Source organism: Paraliomyxa miuraensis, from assembly GCF_026337845.1.
Classification (GTDB): Bacteria; Myxococcota_A; Polyangia; order Nannocystales; family Nannocystaceae; genus Paraliomyxa; species Paraliomyxa miuraensis.
In genome coordinates this window covers 1-2,738 of record NZ_JAOVZF010000105.1, presented here as the reverse complement: position 1 = coordinate 2,738, position 2,738 = coordinate 1, and the positions used below count along the sequence as shown (strand labels likewise).

The window sequence follows — 2,738 nt, the reverse complement described above, 5'->3', positions numbered from 1 at the left end:
TGTCGTTGTTCACGATCATGACCCACCCGTAGCCGGGGTTTGTTCACGACCATGGCCCACCCTGGGGGCGGGTTGTTCACGATCAAGGCTCACCCCTCCGGGGAGTTGTTCACGATCAAGGCCCACCCCCCGGGGAGTTGTTCACGACCATGGCCCACCCCCTGGGCGGGTTTTTCGCGATCAAGGCCCACCCCGAGACCACCTATGGCCATCTCCAGCCTCCGACGAGGAGGTGCGCGAGATGGCCTATCGGGAGGTCCAGATGTGGGAGATTCTCAACGTCCTGCGCCGCATCGGGCGCGGGGAGTCCAAGGCGGCGGTGGCCGTGGCGACGGAGCACACCCGGCGCACGGTTCGACGCTACGTGCAGGTGGCCGAGGCGCTGGGCTGGGTGCCCGGCGAGCACGAGCCAGACGAAGCGCTCGCGCTCGAGGTGTACCGCGCGGTGCGGCCGGGCGTGTCGTCCGACGAGGCCGGCTCGGTCGAGGCCAAGCTGCTGCCGCATCGCGAGGCAATCACCAAGTGGCTCGAGGGCGAGGGCGCCAATGACCCCGCGCTGCGGCTGACCAAGATCCATCGCAAGCTCGAGGGCAATGGGGTATCGGTCAGCTACCCCTCGCTGCGTCGCTTCGTGATCAAGCACTGCGGCTTCACGGGGCGAGCTCGCAAGCTGACGGTGCGCCTCGACGAGGTGCCGCCCGGCGAGGTCGCCCAGGTCGACTTCGGTCGGCTCGGCTTGATCGAGGTCGAGCCCGGCAAGCGACGTGCGGTCCATGCCTTGGTGGTGACGCTGGTGCACAGCCGCCACCAGTACGTCCACATCACGTTCGAGCAGAAGCTGCCCCAGCTCATCGATGGCCTCGAGGACGCGTGGGAGTTCTTCGGGGGCGTGACCGCAAGGGTCATCATCGACAACCTCAAGGCCGCGGTCACCAAGGCCGATCGCTACGACCCGATCTTCCAGCGGACGTTCGAGGAGTACGCCGACTACCGCGGCTTCGTGATCGACGCGGCGGGGGTTGGAAGCCCGACCCACAAGCCCCACGTCGAGCGCGGCGTCCCCTACGTGCGCGACTCGTTCTTCAAGGGCGAGCGCTGGCTCGGCATCGAGCATCTGCGGCGTGAGGTGATCCGGTGGATTTGCGAGGTCGCCGGTCAGCGCAAGCACGGGACCACGCAGCGCAAGCCGCTCGAGGTCTTCGAGCAGAGCGAGCGCAGCAAGCTACTGCCGTTGCTGAGGCCGCGCTTCGATCCTCCCACGTGGAGCACCGATCTCAAGGTCCACACCGACCATTGCATCAACTTCGACAAGGCCCTCTACACCGTACCCACCCGCCACGTCGGCAAGCACGTCGACGCTCGCGGTGACAGCAAGCTGGTGCGGATCTACCTCAAGGGCGAGCTCATCAAGACCCACCCGCGCAAGCCTCAGGGGGGTCGCTCGCTCGATCACAACGACTACCCCAAGGAGAAAGCAGGCTACACGATGCGAGATCCAGACCGCATGATCCGACAGGCGCGCGAGCACGGCGAGCACGTCGGCTCGTTCATGGAGCGGCTGCTCGAAGGCGACTACCCATGGGCCAAGCTCCGGCAGGCGCACGCCCTGCTGCGCCTGGTCAGCAAGTACGGGCACCAGCGCGTCGACGCGGCGTGTCAACGCGCGCTGGGCTTCGACCTCGTCAACGTCAAGAGGGTCGAGCGGATCATCAAGGCCGCTCCAGCGTCGTCGAACACTGCGGACGACGCGGCTCCCAGAGGTCAGCTCATTCAGCTTCCCCTTCGCTTCCAGCGTCTTGCTGGCAGCTTCAACCACCAACAACAATCGAGAGGACAAGAGCATGAAGACCATCGAGATCCCACCGTCGCTCAAGGCGGTGACGAAACGCCTACGCCTGTCGGGGCTGCTGCCGACGCTGCCCGACAGGATCGCCTACGCCCGCAAGGAGAAGCTGAGTGAACTGCAACTGCTCGAGCTGGTGCTGCAAGACGAGATCGATCGCCGCGACAACAAGCAGCTCTCGACCCGGCTCGAGCGCGCCGGCTTCGAGGACGAGCAGACCTTCGAGGGCTTCGACTGGGACACCAAGGTGACCTTCGAGCGAGACCGCGTCCGCGACCTGCTCGGGCTCGGCTTCATCGACCGGGCCGAGGACGCCATCTTCATGGGGCCCGTCGGGGTCGGTAAGACGTTCCTCGCCTGCGCCCTCGGACACGCCGCATGCAGAGCCGGGCACGACGTGATGTTCGTGCGCGCTGATGTGATGCTGCGCCAGCTCCACCAGAGTCGCGCCGACCTCTCCACCGAGAGGGCCATGCGCCGACTGCTGGCACCGGACCTGCTCATCATCGACGACTTCGGCCTGCGGCGCCTCGACCCCGAGCAGTCGAGCGACATCTACGAGTTGATCATCGAGCGGCATCGCAAGTCGTCGACGATCGTGACCAGCAATCGCAGCGTCGACGAGTGGGTGCCGCTGTTCGACGATCCGCTGCTGGCTCAGAGTGCGCTCGATCGCCTCGGTCACAACGCCTACCAGCTCGTCATGGAGGGGCCCTCGTATCGAGACAGGCAGCGGCCCGATCGCCGGGTTCGCGCCGAGGTTCCTGTCAAGCCCACCTCACGCCGCAGCCGGAGGAAGCGCTGAGCTGCGAGAGCGTGCTACATGATCCAGGTGTCTCGGGGTCCCTGGGCCATGATGGTGAACATGCCTGGGCCATGGTCGCGAACAACGACA

General features: G+C 66.1%; 2 protein-coding genes. Both read left to right on the top strand.

Annotation, left to right across the window (positions count from 1 at the left end; translation table 11 throughout):
- Nucleotides 1-262 precede the first annotated feature (262 nt).
- Nucleotides 263-1,960, top strand: coding sequence for an IS21 family transposase (gene istA / locus OEB96_RS00515; protein WP_266213407.1), 1,698 nt, complete (start codon nucleotides 263-265; stop codon nucleotides 1,958-1,960).
- The gene (gene istB / locus OEB96_RS00510; RefSeq protein ID WP_266213406.1) at nucleotides 1,842-2,648 is read left to right on the top strand and encodes an IS21-like element helper ATPase IstB; all 807 of its coding nucleotides are present in this window, start codon (nucleotides 1,842-1,844) and stop codon (nucleotides 2,646-2,648) included. The genes istA and istB overlap by 119 nt, the downstream gene beginning before the upstream one ends.
- Nucleotides 2,649-2,738 lie beyond the last annotated feature (90 nt).

What these genes read in the sequence shown, in the direction of transcription:
- istA (WP_266213407.1), top strand. Translation starts at nt 263, where the DNA reads ATGTGGGAGATTCTCAACGTCCTGCGCCGCATCGGGCGCGGGGAGTCC.
- istB (WP_266213406.1), top strand. Translation starts at nt 1,842, where the DNA reads ATGAAGACCATCGAGATCCCACCGTCGCTCAAGGCGGTGACGAAACGC.